This is a genomic window from Natronobeatus ordinarius (assembly GCF_024362485.1).
GTDB classification, from domain to species: Archaea; Halobacteriota; Halobacteria; order Halobacteriales; family Natrialbaceae; genus Natronobeatus; species Natronobeatus ordinarius.
On record NZ_CP101456.1, the window covers coordinates 194,650 to 208,230 of the forward strand.

The 13,581-nt window shown below is 63.7% G+C and carries 16 protein-coding genes; 6 read left to right on the plus strand and 10 right to left on the minus strand.

Features of this window, described 5'->3' with window-relative positions; genetic code table 11:
* Positions 1-61 precede the first annotated feature (61 nt).
* The 4 genes from NMQ09_RS01030 to NMQ09_RS01045 all read right to left on the minus strand — a co-directional run bounded on the left by NMQ09_RS01030 (position 62) and on the right by NMQ09_RS01045 (position 3,195).
* On the minus strand, positions 62-352 hold the full coding sequence (locus NMQ09_RS01030) for a hypothetical protein (protein WP_255192601.1): 291 nt from the start codon (positions 350-352) through the stop codon (positions 62-64).
* A 99-nt stretch (positions 353-451) separates the two neighbouring features.
* Complete coding sequence (locus tag NMQ09_RS01035; RefSeq protein WP_255192602.1) at positions 452-1,036, minus strand: DUF7978 family protein; 585 nt, start codon at positions 1,034-1,036, stop codon at positions 452-454.
* A gap of 152 nt (positions 1,037-1,188) precedes the next feature.
* Entirely contained in the window at positions 1,189-1,704 is a 516-nt protein-coding gene (locus NMQ09_RS01040; RefSeq protein ID WP_255192603.1) for a PH domain-containing protein, read from the minus strand.
* An 87-nt stretch (positions 1,705-1,791) separates the two neighbouring features.
* Positions 1,792-3,195, minus strand: coding sequence for an MATE family efflux transporter (locus NMQ09_RS01045; protein WP_255192604.1), 1,404 nt, complete (start codon positions 3,193-3,195; stop codon positions 1,792-1,794).
* A gap of 123 nt (positions 3,196-3,318) precedes the next feature.
* Between NMQ09_RS01045 and lipA the strand changes: the two genes are divergently transcribed.
* Both lipA and NMQ09_RS01055 read left to right on the plus strand, forming a co-directional pair.
* Positions 3,319-4,281: a lipoyl synthase gene (gene lipA, locus NMQ09_RS01050; RefSeq protein ID WP_345781275.1), complete on the plus strand. Its 963-nt coding sequence runs from the start codon at positions 3,319-3,321 to the stop codon at positions 4,279-4,281.
* A 98-nt stretch (positions 4,282-4,379) separates the two neighbouring features.
* Positions 4,380-4,973 (plus strand): GNAT family N-acetyltransferase, encoded by a 594-nt coding sequence (locus NMQ09_RS01055; protein WP_255192606.1) that lies wholly within the window; start codon positions 4,380-4,382, stop codon positions 4,971-4,973.
* A 41-nt stretch (positions 4,974-5,014) separates the two neighbouring features.
* Here the strand turns inward: NMQ09_RS01055 and NMQ09_RS01060 are convergent, their stop codons facing one another.
* Complete coding sequence (locus tag NMQ09_RS01060; protein ID WP_255192607.1) at positions 5,015-5,191, minus strand: hypothetical protein; 177 nt, start codon at positions 5,189-5,191, stop codon at positions 5,015-5,017.
* Between the two features lie 201 nt (positions 5,192-5,392).
* On the opposite strand from NMQ09_RS01060, the gene NMQ09_RS01065 reads away from it, so the two are divergent.
* On the plus strand, positions 5,393-5,566 hold the full coding sequence (locus tag NMQ09_RS01065) for a DUF1059 domain-containing protein (RefSeq protein ID WP_255192608.1): 174 nt from the start codon (positions 5,393-5,395) through the stop codon (positions 5,564-5,566).
* Positions 5,567-5,609: 43 nt separating this feature from the next.
* Here NMQ09_RS01065 and NMQ09_RS01070 read toward each other — a convergent pair whose 3' ends face one another.
* From NMQ09_RS01070 to NMQ09_RS01085, 4 genes are all read right to left on the minus strand, one after another.
* Entirely contained in the window at positions 5,610-6,983 is a 1,374-nt protein-coding gene (locus tag NMQ09_RS01070) for a signal recognition particle protein Srp54 (protein ID WP_255192609.1), read from the minus strand.
* An 80-nt stretch (positions 6,984-7,063) separates the two neighbouring features.
* Positions 7,064-7,249 carry a hypothetical protein gene (locus NMQ09_RS01075; protein WP_255192610.1) on the minus strand — a complete coding sequence of 62 codons (186 nt, stop codon included), beginning with the start codon at positions 7,247-7,249 and terminating at the stop codon, positions 7,064-7,066.
* Between the two features lie 67 nt (positions 7,250-7,316).
* Complete coding sequence (locus NMQ09_RS01080; protein WP_255192611.1) at positions 7,317-8,111, minus strand: class I SAM-dependent methyltransferase; 795 nt, start codon at positions 8,109-8,111, stop codon at positions 7,317-7,319.
* A gap of 124 nt (positions 8,112-8,235) precedes the next feature.
* Positions 8,236-8,745, minus strand: a complete 510-nt coding sequence (locus NMQ09_RS01085) for a 2Fe-2S iron-sulfur cluster-binding protein (protein ID WP_255192612.1) — start codon at positions 8,743-8,745, stop codon at positions 8,236-8,238.
* A 460-nt stretch (positions 8,746-9,205) separates the two neighbouring features.
* Here NMQ09_RS01085 and NMQ09_RS01090 point away from each other — a divergent pair, with 460 nt between their 5' ends.
* Entirely contained in the window at positions 9,206-10,525 is a 1,320-nt protein-coding gene (locus tag NMQ09_RS01090; protein ID WP_255192613.1) for an RNA-guided endonuclease InsQ/TnpB family protein, read from the plus strand.
* A gap of 125 nt (positions 10,526-10,650) precedes the next feature.
* Here the strand turns inward: NMQ09_RS01090 and NMQ09_RS01095 are convergent, their stop codons facing one another.
* Complete coding sequence (locus NMQ09_RS01095) at positions 10,651-11,301, minus strand: DUF305 domain-containing protein (RefSeq protein ID WP_255192614.1); 651 nt, start codon at positions 11,299-11,301, stop codon at positions 10,651-10,653.
* Positions 11,302-11,777: 476 nt separating this feature from the next.
* Between NMQ09_RS01095 and NMQ09_RS01100 the strand changes: the two genes are divergently transcribed.
* Together NMQ09_RS01100 and NMQ09_RS01105 are read left to right on the plus strand one after the other, a co-directional pair.
* Positions 11,778-11,978 carry a type II toxin-antitoxin system HicB family antitoxin gene (locus NMQ09_RS01100; RefSeq protein ID WP_255192615.1) on the plus strand — a complete coding sequence of 67 codons (201 nt, stop codon included), beginning with the start codon at positions 11,778-11,780 and terminating at the stop codon, positions 11,976-11,978.
* A 94-nt stretch (positions 11,979-12,072) separates the two neighbouring features.
* Positions 12,073-13,497 (plus strand): dihydrolipoyl dehydrogenase, encoded by a 1,425-nt coding sequence (locus NMQ09_RS01105; protein WP_255192616.1) that lies wholly within the window; start codon positions 12,073-12,075, stop codon positions 13,495-13,497.
* Positions 13,498-13,581: the final 84 nt, after the last annotated feature.

Below are 13,581 nucleotides of genomic sequence, written 5' to 3' on the forward strand. Positions count from 1 at the left end.
CCGAAAATGATCGGTGGTCTCGAAACGTTCCCTCGACGGTCGGCGGGGCTGGCGTCCAGGTTTAGACCGTGATTTCGCCCGAGTTGATCTTGCCGGCCTGGATGTAGGCGTCGGCGGCGGCCGCGATGTGAATGAGCGGCGCGAAGAACATCATGAGGAACCCGACGAGCAGGAACATCATGATGAAGGTGAAGATCCAGAAGACGACGAGCCCGCCGAGGAAGGCGGCGCCGCGGGTCGTCTGTCCGTTGTAGATCTGACCAATCCCGGGGATGATGAACGACAGTACTGCCGCGAGGATCTCGTTTACGTCGTCGCTTCCTGTGCCAGCTGCTACTGTTGGGTCTGCCATGGCAGTAGACTGAATATCAAAGAGCCACGACTTATACTTTTCTGCCGATTTTTATTGTTCGTTCATCGTCGAATCCAGTAGAGAAAAACGAGACAGTGCCTACTTCTGGACGAGGAGTGTGACGGCAATCGCCCCCGCTGTCGCGAGCACGAGCGGGTAGAGGATTCCTCCGAGGACGGTCGCCGGGGCGAGTTCAGGCGCTATCGAACCCGAGGCTTCGATGCCGAAGAACTCAGCTTCTGTCGTCGCCTCCGAGACGAACGCACCGACGCCTATCACCACGACGTAGCCGATCGTCACCGGCGCGCCGACGGCGACGGCCTCGCCGAGGTGGTACGCCAGGGCCGCGCCGGCGGCCACGAGCACGAGCGGCGGGACGACGTAGAGCACGCTGGCAGTCGTGCTTCCGGACTGAGCGATGAAGTCGACGGGTTCGTTCCCGCCGAAGCCGCCGATCGAGCCGCTGGCCTCGACGTCGACCAGGTGGGCGTTGTAGTAGTACCAGGCGACGCCCTTCCAGTCGGCGACGTCGCCGCCGATGCGGGTACGGACCTCACCCACGATCAGGAGATAGGTGAGAAGGTAACCGATTACGGCGGCGAGGACGCCGAGCCCCGCGCTCGCCGCGACGCTCGAGGCACGCGAGGTCGATCGATTCGGAGTCGTTGACAGGTGGTCGGTCATGGCATCGGCTTCGGAGCGGCGTCGGTACAATAGGCTTTGTGGTTTAACAGGTCGATAAGCGGCCTCGAGCGGACGGCTTGGCATGCTGACAGGGACCTCGAGCGGACGGCTTGGCATGCTGACAGGGACCTCGAGCAGTGATTCGAACCTGCTCACGTCCTCGAGGAGCGAGCGTCGGCGGCGTCGAGCTGTCTCGAGAGGATCGTACTCGCCTCGTGGGGCCGGGGCAGCCGTTCGAAGGTGAGCTCCGGATCGCCGGAGCCGGCGGTGTAGACGGTGAGCTCGCCGTAGCCGAGCAGCCGGCCGACCGTCGACTGCCGTAAGCTCGTGTTCTGGACGCGCTCGAGGCGAAACTGGGTGACGTCGCGGGAGACGACGCCGCGTTTCTCGTACAGCTCCGAGGTCGTGATCACGTACCGGGTGTTGGTCCAAAAGGCGTACAGGTAGCCGAGCATCGCGGCGCCGACGAGCGCGATCAGCACGCCGACCATCGTCAGAACCTCCGATCCACCGCCGGTCGTTCCCCAGCCCGCGAGAAAGAGGCCGACGAGGACGAGCGCGACGCCGGCTGGCAGCCCGCGCCCCATCGCGATCGGGTGTGGACGGCTCTCCCAGACGACCTCCTCGCCGTCGTTCAGGTGGAGCCAGTTCGGCGACCGGTCGGTCATGGGTCCCCCATATTCCGCTCGAGCCCGTAAAGCTATCGGGAAATAAACAACTTCCAGACCGTCCGGATTACGTGACCAACGCGTCCGTCAGTCGCCAGCCGCCGACGCGGCCGCCTCGCTCGCCGCTCGAGCGTTCATCCCGTTCGCCGTTTCGCGCCAGTAGTAGAGGCCGAGCCCGATCGCGGCGGCGACGTTCGAGAGGGTGACCGCCCAGAAGACGCCGACGACGCCCAGCTCGAGTGGGTACGCCAGGAGCGCAGCGACCGGCAGTCGAACGACCCAGTACTGTAACAGCGTGGCGACGAAGCTCGTTCGCGTTCGGCTCGCGCCGTTGAACCCCGCCTGCAGGAGGTACGTCGCCCCGATCGCCCAGTAGCCGTAGGCGAGAATGCGCAGGTACTCGACGGTCAACTCGAGTTCGGCGGCGGTGACGTCGGGCACGAAGAGCGCGGTGAGCGTCTCGGGGACGAGCAACTGGACGGCGCCGACGACGGTGAGCGCCCCGCCGGCGATGGCGACGCCGGTCCAGGTCGCCTGCCGGGCGCGGGCCGGCTTCTCGGCGCCGAGATTCTGGCCGACGACGCTCTGGGCGGCCTGCTGAAGCCCCATCGCGGGGATGAAGGCCACGCTGGCGACGCGTGCACCGATCGTGTACGCGGCGAGCCCCGCCGAACCGCCGACGGCGACGACGATGGCGACCATCACCACCCGGACCGACTGCCCCGCGAGGAACTGTCCGGCGGTCGGCCAGCCGACGTCGACGATCTCGGCGACGTCTTCGCGGCGAATCTCGAGGACCGTCCGATCGATGACGAAGTCGTCCCGACCGCGAACGGCCATCCCGATCGCCAGCAGGAGGCCGCCGGTGTAACCGATTCCGGTGGCGAGTGCGGCGCCAGCGACGTCGAGTTCCGGGAACGGCCCCCAGCCGAAGATGAGGAAGGGATCGAGGACGATGTTGATTCCCACCGCGAACACGTTGATGTACAGCGCCGCCCGGGCGTCACCCCAGCCGACGAACCCCGACTCGAGGACGTCACTCGCGGTGATGATCGGCATCACGAGCGCGTAGACGGCGAGATAGTTGACGGCCATCCGGGCAACCGGTTCGTCGGTGCCGAACAGGCCGACGATGTCCCGCGCGAACCAGAACGCGAGGAGGCCAACGGCGAGGCCGACGACGAAGCCGACGGCGAGGCCGTTGACCGCCGCGCGACGACTTCCCTCGAGGTCCTCTGCGCCCGCGCGCTGGGAGACGACGACCTGCGTGCCGACGGACGCCCCGATGGCGACGGTGGCGAGCAGCCCCAGGATCGGGAAGTTCAGCCCGACGGCGGCGACGGCGTCGCCCCCGAGTCGGCCGAGCCAGAAGACGTCGACGACCTGCTGGAGGACCTGGACGAGGTTCTGGACGAGCAACGGCGCTGCGAGGACCACGAGGGCTTTCGGGAGCGAGCCGTCGGTGATCTCTGATCGGGAGATGTCGAACATCTATCCTCTCGTGACTATCGTATTCAACGGATAACCAGTATAAATTACTGTTGCCACACGCGTCTGGTTGTGGCCACCGTTCGAACCACGGAACCACCACCGTTTTTCACCGCTCGAGTCCAGATGTCGGGTATGAGCCTCTCGCGAAAGCCCGACTGGTTGAAGATGCGTCCGCCGTCGGGCCGGGAGTTCGCCGGCATTCGGGAGACCCTGCGCGAGCACGACCTCCACACCGTCTGTGAGGAGGCGAACTGCCCGAATCTGGGGGAGTGCTGGTCCGGCGGCCACGTCGGTGGCGACGACCGCGGTGGGACGGCGACGTTCATGCTGATGGGCGATCGCTGCTCTCGAGGCTGTAACTTCTGTGACGTGAAAACCGGCGGGATGGAGCCGCTCGATCCGGACGAGCCGGCGAACGTTGCGAGTGCGGTCGCTGAGATCGGCCTCGACTACGTCGTCCTGACGAGCGTCGACCGCGACGACCTGCCGGACCAGGGCGCGGGCCACTTCGCCGAGACCATCCGCGAGATCAAAGCCCGCCACCCCGGCATCCTGGTGGAGGTCCTGATCCCCGACTTCCAGGGCGAGGAGGAGCTGGTGCGAAAAATCGTCGACGCCGACCCCGACGTGATCGCCCACAACGTCGAGACCGTAGAACGCCTGCAGTTCCCGGTTCGCGACCGGCGGGCGGGCTACGAGCAGTCGCTGTCCGTCCTCGAGTTCGTCGACCGCGAGTCCGACGTCTACACCAAGACCTCGATCATGCTCGGCCACGGCGAGTACGACCACGAGGTGTACCAGACGCTCGCGGACTGCCGCGAACGCGGCGTCGACATCGTCACGCTGGGACAGTACCTCCAGCCGTCACGGAGCCACCTCGAGGTGAAACGCTACGACCACCCGCACAAGTACGAGACCTGGCGGCGGGTCGCCGAGGAGGAGCTCGGCTTTCTCTACTGTGCGAGCGGCCCGATGGTCCGATCGTCGTACAAAGCTGGCGAGTTGTTCGTCGACGCGGTCCTGCGCGAGGGGAAGTCAGTGGCACAAGCACGCGCAGAAGCTCACCGCGGACAGCCGTCCGACTGAGCCGCGGATCGATCGAGCGTCGACGACTCATTCCGTTCCGATTTCGGTTGGTGCGAGTGCGTTCGTACCATTATTGTTCCCGGAGTGGACGAGACGCTATGTTCCCCGAACGCATCGAAACGGACCGACTGGGTCTCGAACGAATTTCGCACGACACCGTCGACGTCTTCGAGCTTCACGATCTCTACGCCGACGGCGCCGATACCGAGGAGCTGTTCGAGTACTGGGATTCGTCGCCCCACGAGACGGTGAAAGAGACGTACGACTACGTGGACGAGGCCGAACGGCTGTGGAACGACGGCGCGGGCGCGAAATACGTGATCCGGCCGAATGAGGGGGAAGACGGGGCGGGCGTCGTCGCCGGGACGACGGGGCTGTATCCGGACTGGGAAAAGCGATCCGCCAACCTCGGAATTCTGCTCGACAAGCGATTCTGGGGCCGCGGCTATTCCGGCGAGCGAGCCGACGCCATCCTCGCCGTCGCGTTCGACCGACTCGGACTCGAACTCGTCGTCGCCGCCCACGTCGTCGGAAACGAGAAGTCCCGACGGGCGATCGAGAAGTACGTCGACCGATATGGCGGCCAGTACGAGGGGCTCCTGCGCAACTGGCTGGCGCTGTCGGACGCCGTCGCCGACGTGCACAGGTATACCATCTCGCGTGAAGAGTACCTCGAGGCGACCAATAAGTAGGTCACCAGTACTGTCGCCCGTTCAGCGCGTGCCAGCTCCCATCAGACAGAGACGGCGATCGCCTCGAGCCCGCGACACTCCATCCAGAAGTGAAACTCCCCGCGGCGCTGGAGGGTGCGTCCTCGTTCCTCGAGAGCCGCTACTGCGTCGGCGTCGGAGGAGCCGTCCGGGGCGACGACCCGTTCGCACTCCTCGTACTCGGTTGGGAATCGAGCCATGGTAAGGCGCCTCACGCGCCCGAGATATCGATTGAGTGGCCCGAGTGCGGTGGAAAGCCCAAGCGCGCTGGGCCTGTCGTGAGTGGCTGGGTACCGTCGGCTGCACGGAGGGCAGTGACTGCCGAACGGTCACCAGATAGCTTTTTCAACGCCCATGTTGCCAACTAGCATGGTGGGCGGTAACGCCACACGTGAGTACATATGGCAGACGCACACAAACTCGACTGTGAGTCGGTATCGGATACGTGCCGGTTCATTATTCAGTCGGAAAACGAAACTGAGGCGGTCGAACTGGCCCAGAAACACATGAAAGAGGTTCACGACACGGAGCTCACCGAGGAGGAACTCCGAGACGAACACCTACAGGTCGTCTGACCACGCGTTTAGACGAGAGGAGAGAGAAACGCAGCGCCGGCGGTCAGAACGGCCCCATGCCGCCGCCACCTTGCTGTTGCATCTGCTGCATCATCCGCTGCATCTCCTTTTCCGAGCCCATCCCCTGGAACTGCTTGATCGTCCGCTCCATCATCTTGAACTGCTGAAGCAGCTCGCGGACCTCGTCTTCGCTCGTCCCCGAGCCGCGGGCGATGCGTCGGACCTGGTTCGCACCGATGGCCTTCGGGTACTCCTTTTCGGCCTCGGTCATCGAGTCCATGATCACGCTGAACGTGTGCATCCGGTCCTGGGTGACGTCCATCGCGTCGTCGGGCAGCTGATCCTTGATGCCGCCGCCGAGGCCGGGGATCATGTCGAGCACCTGGTCGAGCGGGCCCATGTTGTTCATCGCCTCGAGCTGCTTTTGCATGTCGTTGAGCGTGAACTGGCCCGACAGCATGTCCTCTGGGTCCCAGTCGTCTTCCTCGACGCCCGTCTGCTCCATCGCACGCTCGACGCGTTCGGCGAGCTGGGCGAGGTCGCCCATCCCCAGCAGCCGGGAGATGAAGCCGTTGGGCTCGAAGCGTTCGACGTCCTCGACCTCCTCGCCGGTGCCGAGGAAGGCGATCGACGAGTCCGTCTGGTCGACGGCCGTCAGCGCACCACCACCCTTCGCGGTCCCGTCGAGTTTGGTGATGACGACGCCGTCGATGCCGATCGACTCGTCGAACTGGCTGGCCTGGTCTTTCGCCCCCTGACCGATTGCGGCGTCGAGCACCAAAAGCGAGGTGTCGGGCTCGACGACCGACTCGATCTCCTCGATTTCGGCGATCAGGTCGTCCTCTAAGGCGTGCCGACCCGCCGTGTCCACGATGTGGACCTCGGCCTCGCTCGTCGCCTCGAGGCCGTCACGGGCGATCTTGACGGGGTCTTCCTCGTCGGGGTCGCCGTAGAAGTCGACCTCCGCGCGTTCACACATCTGCTTGGCCTGGTCGTACGCACCCGGCCGGAACGTGTCGGTCTGGATCACCGCGGGTCGAAGCCCCTTCGTCGAGAACCACCACGCCATCTTCGCCGACGAGGTCGTCTTCCCCGACCCCTGCAGGCCGGCGAGCAGGATCGTCTGCTCCTCGAGCGGGAGTTCGGTCGACTCGCCGATGAGGCCGACCAGTTCCTCGTAGACGATGCGCAGGACGAAGTCCCGGGCCGGCGTGCCGGCCGGGGGCTCTTCCTCGAGTGCGCGCGTCTTGATGCTGTCTGACAGCTCCATCACGAGCGAGACGTCCACGTCAGCGGAGAGCAGCGACCGCTGGATCTCCTTGACGACCTCCTCGACGTCTTCCTCCGAGATGCGCGATTTACCTCGGAGCTTATCGAGGGTGCCCCGCAGAGAACTGCCGAGATCGTCGAGTACCATTTGCTGAGGCTATGCGGTGACGGCGTTAAAGGCTTTTTCTCGGGTCGCCGGCGAACCGACGCGCTGGGATGGCTCGCATCTCACTCTTCGATCGCGTCGTCGGCAGGGTCCGTTCCGAGAACTTGGAACTCGGGATCGTCACAGCAAGACGGATCCGGCACGCCGACCGGCTGGATCTCCCCCTCCGGCCAGACCCAGACGACGACGGTCTCGCCACACGTCTCACAGATCGCCGCTGACTTGTCGCGTTCGTCGGCGCCTGCCATTGGAATCTACACCGTCCGATATCGACGAACGAACGTAAGAACTCGAGCCCCTGAATGCGCATGGCGGTCAAGCGGGATCGGGCGTCCCGACGGCCGACGGAGTGGCCCGAAGTAAGAGCTTCACACTCGAGAACGACTGCACGATCCCCTCGTTGTCGTATGCGAGGTCGAAGGCCTCGCACGCACCCGGTGGCGGGTTCGCGAACCGTCGCTCGAGTCGCTCGCGTCGCTCCGGCGGTACCTCTAACGTTGCTACCCAGCGCTCGTACTCGAGAGTCTTTTTCAACAGCTGCGTCTCCTCGACCGCGAGCCCCGCGTCGGCGAACCACGACCGCCACTCGCGTTCGGTGTACGAGCGAACGTGCGTCGGATCGCGCAGGCGCTCGACCTCGTTGAGGAAGTCCTCGAGCGACGCCTCGGGCGGAGCGACGTTGTCCTCGAGCGCGACCGTCCCGCCGGGGGCCAGGACGCGAGCGACCTCGCGGACGAACCGGTCGGGGTTCGGAAAGTGGTGGGCAGCGATCCGGCAGGTGACGGCGTCGAAGGCGTCGTCGGCGAAGGGTAGTCGTTCGGCGTCCACGACCGTCCCACGGAGGCCGGGGTACTCCTCGAGCGCCGTCGCCACCATCGTCGGCGAGGCGTCGGCGGCGACGACCGCGTCGACGCCAGCCTCGAGGAGCGCGCCCGCGGCGTGGCCCGCGCCCGTCGCCACGTCGAGCGCGCAGTCGGCGTCGGCACACCACGAGGCGAGTTGCTCGAGGTCGGCGCCCTCCCGGTGGACGGGGCTGTGGACGTAGGCACTCGCGTGGTCGTCGAACGAGGCGGCTGCCGCCCGCTTTCGGTCGATGTCGTCGTCGGTCACGTCGATCACTCCCTCGAGCCCCCGCGAGCCGGTGGATCTCTGGGGTCGTCTCGATCGTTCGCCACGACGAGCCCCAGCCTCACTACAGTACCGGCTCTCGCCGCCGACGGCGGCCCCTGCCCGGTCACTCGTCGTCGGGGTGGGCGACCTCGAGTTCGAAGTCGGCCTCGGGGTAGGCGACGCAGGTCAGGAGCCAGCCCTCGGTGAGCTGATCGTCGTCGAGATACTCGTTGCCGTCGTGGGTGACGACCTCGGTGGCGTCGCCGTCGTATCGCGCCGTACAGTCGCCACAGGTCCCTACCTCACAGGCGTACGGCACGTCGACGTCGGCGTCGAGTGCCGGATACAGAATCTCCTCGTCCTCGGCGACCTCGACTGGTGTTTCCTCGTCCTCGAGAAACACGAGTTCGTAGGTGGCCACGTCGTCCGGGTCGTCGTCAGGGTCCTCGAGCGCGTCGTCGACGTCATCGGCCGGGCCCTCGTCGGCACAGCCCGCGAGGACGACGGCTCCCGTGCCACCGATCGCGGCCAGCAGTCGTCGACGCTCGAGGTCGGGCAGGTCACGAGGAACGGCGACCGCCACGCGTGACCGATCCGCCGACTGGTCGGGTTCGCTGGTCGAGTGGTCGCCCATACCGTTGTCTTCACACCGATCACCCCCGTAAGCGTTTCCGCCGGCTCGAGTGAATTTCGCCCTTTCGAGGCGGTTTTTCGTGGACCTGACGCACACCAGACTGCGAATGTGCCGCTAGATTTTCTACCAGTTACAGGTCACGTTCAGGCCGTCGTGCGAGACACATAGCGCATATCTTGCACAGAGGCTCCGCGGAATCCAGCTGTTCAGATCGGTCAATACAGGTGATGCCCGCGAGGAACGAACGGCGTGCTTCGGTGACGTCCGCTATCTCTGTTGTTCGTCACACAGGATCCTAATTATTATACAAAATCGAGGAGAATACCTGACCCTTTAGGGTCAGGATGAATCCGACAACGCCTCCACAATCCACCGTCGGTAGCAAGGCCGGATATTCCACCGTTCTCAACCCAAAACTTTACAATAGAAACGAGTGTAAGAACTTATACAGACGTTCAGAATGCTGGAAGTCCACCGCACTCACCGAGCGAAGATCCGCAACCACTCACAGGTAGCGGACTCGCTCGACCGACACGGATGGTCAGCCAGCAAACTCTGGAACGTTGCGAACTACCACTCCCGACAACTCTGGGAGAACACGGGCGAGATACCCGACCACGGCGACCTCAAAGACGAGTTGAAAGGTCACTCCAAATACAAGGGACTACACTCGCAGTCCAGTCAGCGCGTTCTGGAGGAACTCGCTGAAGCCTTCAACTCGTGGTACGGTAAGAGGAAATCCGACAATCGAGCAAATCCGCCCGGCTACCGCAAGAAAAACTACTACGACAACCAAGGCCATCGTGTCCACGAAGAACACCCACGCAGCACGGTCACGTGGAAGCAAAACGGAATCAAACACGACGCGAAGAACAACCGCGTCAGGCTTTCGAAGGGTGCAAATCACAAGGCACACCCGAAAGCGTGGGAATACATCCTTGTCGAATACGAGACACGCCCCGGCGTCACGGTCGAGAACCTCCAACAGGTTCGTGCCGTCTACGAGAAGGCAAAGAGGCGATGGGAACTGCATCTCGTCTGCAAAGACGAGATTGAAACACCTACTGCACCCGGCACCGAGACGGCTGGTGTTGACCTCGGTATCTGTAATTTCGCGGCGGTCGCATACAGCACCGAGGACGCTGACCTCTACCCCGGAAACCGCTTGAAACAGGACGGATACTACTTCCCAAAAGAGATCGCCAAGTGCGACGATTCTGGTGGAGAGCGAGCCACCAGATTGCACAAGAAGTGGTCGGAGCGCCGCACTCACTTCTTCCACGCCTTAGCGAAACACATCGTTGAACGGTGTGTCGAGAAGGAAGTGGGGCGAATCAACATCGGGGAACTCGCTGGAGTTCGAGAGAAAGACACCAGCGAGTCGAAGGACTGGGGCAAACACGGGAACCTCGACCTGCACGGGTGGGCGTTCGACCGGTTCTCAACCATCCTCGAATACAAAGCGAAAGTCGAGGGCATAGAAGTCGTAGAAGTGTCCGAGCGAGATACATCGAAGACGTGTTGCGTCTGCGGTAGGGAAGACGAGAGTCAGCGAGTTGAGCGTGGCCTATACGTCTGCACGTCGTGTGAGGCGGCGTTCAACGCTGATATGAACGGGGCGGAGAACATCCGTCTCGACTTGAACCAAAGTAACTCCGAGTCTTCGGCCAGTTTGGACGAGGATAGGAGTACCGGCTGGTTGGCACAGCCCGGAGTCTACCTTTACGACTTGTCCAGCGGATTCCAACCGCAGGAACAAGTGGTAGACTGCAAACCGTAATATCCCAACTCAGCGGTGCGGTGCCGTGGGATTCCCGCGACTTCAGGCGCGGGAGGATGTCAATGGGGTGCTGTCTCCTCAGACGGCCAAAATACCCGAAAGAGACCAAACTGGGATGGCACACATCAACAATCCCAGTCGTCTTGCCACTCCTCCATCAATTCGAGCTCTTCTTGCTGGGCGTCGATAATTCCCTCTGCGAGGTCTGCAACGCGCTCAGATGCACCGTCGTCAAGGACGTACTCGGACATCACCACGGCACCTTCGTGATGGCGAATCATGTGTTCGGCGAACAGGCAATCGAACTCCTCGTTTTCGGCGCGACGGAGTTCCCGCCTGTCGTCATGGGTCATCATGTGCTCTCGCGGCATCATCTCCTCCATCTCGTCGGGGTGCATCCCGTCTCCCATGCCATCATCGTGCATCCCGTCTCCCATGCCATCACCGCGCATCATGCCACCCATCTCATGAGGCAGCATACCGCCCACCTCGTCACAGCCAGTAACCTCGGCTTCGTCGAGCAAGTCACACATGAGATCGATCTCTGCTTCTTGCTCCTCGATGATCCCCATCCGGATATCGAGTAATTCCTCCCGATCGGTTCGCGCCGGGATGAGTTCAGCCATCTGAATCGCCCCCTCGTGATGTGGAATCATCATCCGCACGAACATGATGTCCACAGCGTTGAACTCCTCGTCGTCCTGTGCGAACGTGACCGGTACCTGTGTCAGTACCAGCCCGCCAGCCACTACTTGTAGTAACTCACGTCTATCCATTGTTAATCAGAACACAGCGGAGTGGTATGCGCTACTTCTGAACACCATGTACAGAGGATCGCCGTCCAATCCTGGAACTCAAGGCGATCCAACTAATCAGGTGTTCAAAACGTATGCTGATCACTCATCCGTGTTCTGTCCATAGCAGCACGGCTACGAGGTTAATACTCACAGCCAGAGTCCGAGAGTATCACGATGTCTAAACGGTACTATGTACCGGTTAGTTTCGACCTGAGGGTATGAAATAAACGGAGTGACGTGCTGCATACACACGCTGGATCTCGCACGCAGTTTCTGACAAGGGATGAATAGACCTCAACCCATCGCGATCCATCCCTCAGCTACACCGATCGCTGAGGAATCAATCCTCATCGTCCGCCCCATCGTTCGGCAGCGACTCGAGGACCACCTCCCCACCCGTACACTTCCGGAACCGATCGCAGCAGTATTTTACGACGATGACGCTAGGAGTGTATATGAGCAACGAATCCCCGGACGGTGAGGAGGTCGGCACAGTCACGATCACCCTCGAGGAGGGCGTCCTCTACGTGGCGACCGACGAGGAGACCGGCGTCTCGAGTCAGGGTCACTCGAAAGCCGAGGCGCTCGAGAACCTCGCGGGAGCGCTCGAGGTGTACGAGGAGTCGACGACGGAGACGGAAGACGGCTGGCTCTGAGTCGTCGCTCGTCGCCGTCCCGTCGCCGAACACGGCCCTCGAACGACAGTGAGCAGGTCCCGGTTATAAGACGCCGTTCGTGGTCGATCGCACGATGGAGGAGTACGATCTCGTCGTCCTCGGCGGCGGCTCGGGATCGCAGGTCGCAACGGCGGCGGCCGAGGCGGACTGGGACGCGGCCGTCGTCGAACCCGGCCCGCTCGGCGGCGCGTGTATCACCAGAGGCTGCGTCCCCTCGAAGGCGCTCGTCCACCGCGCGGACGTGCTCGAGGAGATCCGCCGTGCGGGACGGTTCGGCATCGACGCCGAGGTTCGGGACGTCGACTTCGGGTCGATCACCGAATCGGTCCACGAGACCGTCTACGCAAAGGCCGACCGCCAGCGGGCGACCCTCGAGGGCGCGTCGAACGTGACGCTTTACGACGGCGCGGGGCGGTTCGTCGACGATCGGACGATCGCCGTGGAAGACGAAGACGGGACCGAGCTCGGGCGACTCCACGGGGAGCACGTCGTGATCGCCGTGGGCTCGCGGCCGACGACGCCCCCGATCGACGGCCTCGAGACGCTCGAGTACCTCACCAGCGACGACGCGCTGTTTCTCAAGGAGCGTCCCGACGAGCTCGTGATCGTCGGCGGCGGCTACATCGGCGCCGAGCTGGGACACGTCTTCGACGCCTTCGGGACCGACGTCTCGATCGTCGGCCGGAGCGAGGTCCTCCTCCCGCGCGAGGACCGCGACGTGAGTCGGACGGTAACGGCGGCACTCGAGGACCGCTTCGCGGTCTACACGGGTCACGAGGCGACGGCGGTCGAAGCGCGCGGCGACGGGGTCGCCGTCACCGTCGAAGCCGACGACGAGGCGACCGAACTTACCGCCGACGAGGTGCTCGTGGCGGCGGGCCGGACGCCGAACACGGACACGCTCGCGCTCGAGCACACCACCATCGAGACCGACGACCGGGGGTACGTCGAGACCGACGCGTTCTTGCGGACCGACGCCGAGGACGTCTGGGCGCTCGGCGACGTCCTGGGCGAGGAGCCGTACAAGCACGCCGCCGACTACGAGGCGCGATGCGTGTCGACGAACGTCCTCGAAGACACCCAGCGAACGGTCGACTACGACGCCATGCCCCACGCGATCTTCACGAGCCCGCAGGTCGCGAGCGTCGGCCGAACGGAGGCCGAACTCGAGGACGAGGGCCTCGAGTTCGAGTCGACGACGGTGCCCTACGACGCCGCGCCGCTGGGGCTGCTCCTCGAGGAGCCGGAGAGCCTCGTGAAGGTGCTCGCAGGGTCCGACGGCGAGATCCTGGGCTGTCACGTCGTCGGCCAGGAGGCGTCGACGCTGATCCACGAAGTTGTCGTCGTGATGGGCCGCGGGGGCAGAACGGTCGACGACGTCGCTGATACCGTGCACGTCCACCCGGCGCTCTCTGAGGTCCTGTTGACGGCATTCGACGAACTGTCGACGCGACCGTACTCGACCGCACCCGACTGGCGAGAGACGGCGGAGGAGTGAGCTGGCTCGCTCGAGCCAGCGGCGATCCGGTGAACCACTCACAGCCCGATATTGCAGGGAGAACGGGTATTCTCACTCGAGGCG